Below are 1,921 nucleotides of genomic sequence, written 5' to 3'. Positions count from 1 at the left end.
GAGTGTTCCCCTACCTGAAGGTAGGGGCTATTGATTCGGATTTTCCTGGAAATTGGGATAAATCAATAACCCACACCTTCAGGTGTGGGAATCAAACGCAAACAGAAAAGGAAATACGCCATTCATAATGTTACTAAAAAAAAGATGTGTATAATGGACAGCTTAACAAGAGGTTTTTATTACTGCGAAACTTGAGTAAGTATAATCCTTAGATAATTCCCTCTAAATTTCATTGACATATTCACCACTAATAATTTTGTTGCCCCAAATAGAACAACACAATTGAGGAGGTGTTGTGAAAGAATATGTTAATCAGCTGATAAATATAGGTTTAACAGAAAATGAAGCAAAAGTTTATTGTTGCCTTTTGAAGAAACAGCAGTTCACAGCTACAGAAATTTCTCAATTAGCTGAAGTGAACCGTTCAAAAATTTATTCCGTGCTTCATAGTTTAAAAAAAAATGGTTTATGTAATGAAAAATTGGGAAAAGTGAGAAAATTTGAAGCAGTCGATCCAAAAATTGCTTTTGAAAATATTAAAAAAATCCAGGAAAAAAAACTGGAAAAACTTTATCAACTTCCTGATCTTCTTTCACCTATTTATAAGAACCATAAAAAAAATTCATCTCCCCTGGATTTTATCCAGGTCTTCAGCACTTCCACCAGTATTATTAAAAAACATCACTCCCTGGAACTGCAAGCAAAAGAAATGGTCTTGTCTTTTTGCAAAGCTCCCTTCGCTATGTATTGTGATCCCAAAATTCATGAAGAACAACGGGAAAGCATGAACAAAGGAGTGATCTATAAATCTATCTTTGAAGTTGAAAAAGATAATCTTGATTTTTTTGTTCATCGAATGAAAAGTTTTGAAGAACAGGGAGAAAAGATAAAAGTTGCCTATCATCTACCTATTAAATTACATGTTTTTGATGATACAACCGTGATGTTTTCCATGACAAATCAGATCAATCCGGAAGAAAATCTTACTTATCTGGTTATCGAACATCCTGATCTTGCAGAAACCTTGACCACAACTTTCTATGATTATTGGGAAAAAGCCATATCCGTTGATGAATTTATGAAAAGAGAAAATATTCAACTCAACCCCTAACCCCTTCTCTTGCAAAGAGAAGGGGAAAAGAAGTCATCCCTCTCTTTCCAAGAGAGGGACCGAGGGTGAGTTAAAAAAGGAGCTATAATGAATAATTTAACAAAAATTGGATTTACAATTTTTCTATTTTGTTTTTCCCTGGTTTTTGCCAACAATGAAAGAGGATTAACAACCAAACCGTTTGCGGAAGAGAATTCTTATATAGCAGGAACAGCCCGAACATATACTCCTCCTGCCGAAGAAACAAAAAAAAATAAGCGGGATACTGCTTTTAATCGCGATGAATGGGAATTGATCGATTCCCTCGATGTTAATACCATGATCCTGGAAGGAAAATATGCCGGTGTATATTTTGATAATATGAATCCGACTTTTGTTAAAGCATCAAATCATGATGAATTGATCCCGGAATCAAAAGCTGCATTGGAAAAGGCTCCTGCCTGGATGCGCGCAGACCTGGAAGCAATTCTTTCCCAACTTTCAACGACCAACCAGCAGATATGGGCAGGACTGATCAATGATGCTTATGATCCGTATATCGATGAGATCGCTTTTTCCATTGCTCATTCATCGGTCGCTTATCTGGAAGAAGATTATGTTTACCCTGAACTTTTCATTGAAAATGCTCATCTGATCTATGATATCGACGGTGATCTGAATTATGTAGAAGTTATTGATTACGGAACTTCTTATAATGATGAAAATTATTATTCGACTACGCGTTATTGGAAGGAAGATACACACGGAATTTTACAGCAGATAGAAGTTCCACGCGATATTTATTATTGGTATGTAGTTCATCCCAAAATT

At 35.5% G+C, this 1,921-nt stretch carries 2 protein-coding genes; both read left to right on the top strand.

The window, feature by feature from the left end; genetic code table 11:
- Positions 1-295: 295 nt before the first annotated feature.
- Entirely contained in the window at positions 296-1,111 is an 816-nt protein-coding gene (locus ENL20_09430; protein ID HHE38778.1) for a hypothetical protein, read from the top strand.
- Positions 1,112-1,198: 87 nt separating this feature from the next.
- Positions 1,199-1,921: hypothetical protein (locus ENL20_09425; protein ID HHE38777.1), on the top strand; the 723-nt coding region annotated here is incomplete at its 3' end.

The organism is Candidatus Cloacimonadota bacterium, from assembly GCA_011372345.1.
In the GTDB taxonomy this organism is placed as follows: domain Bacteria; phylum Cloacimonadota; class Cloacimonadia; order Cloacimonadales; family TCS61; genus DRTC01.
Note: the sequence above shows the minus strand (reverse complement) of the source record. Positions and strands in the feature narration are given on the sequence as shown.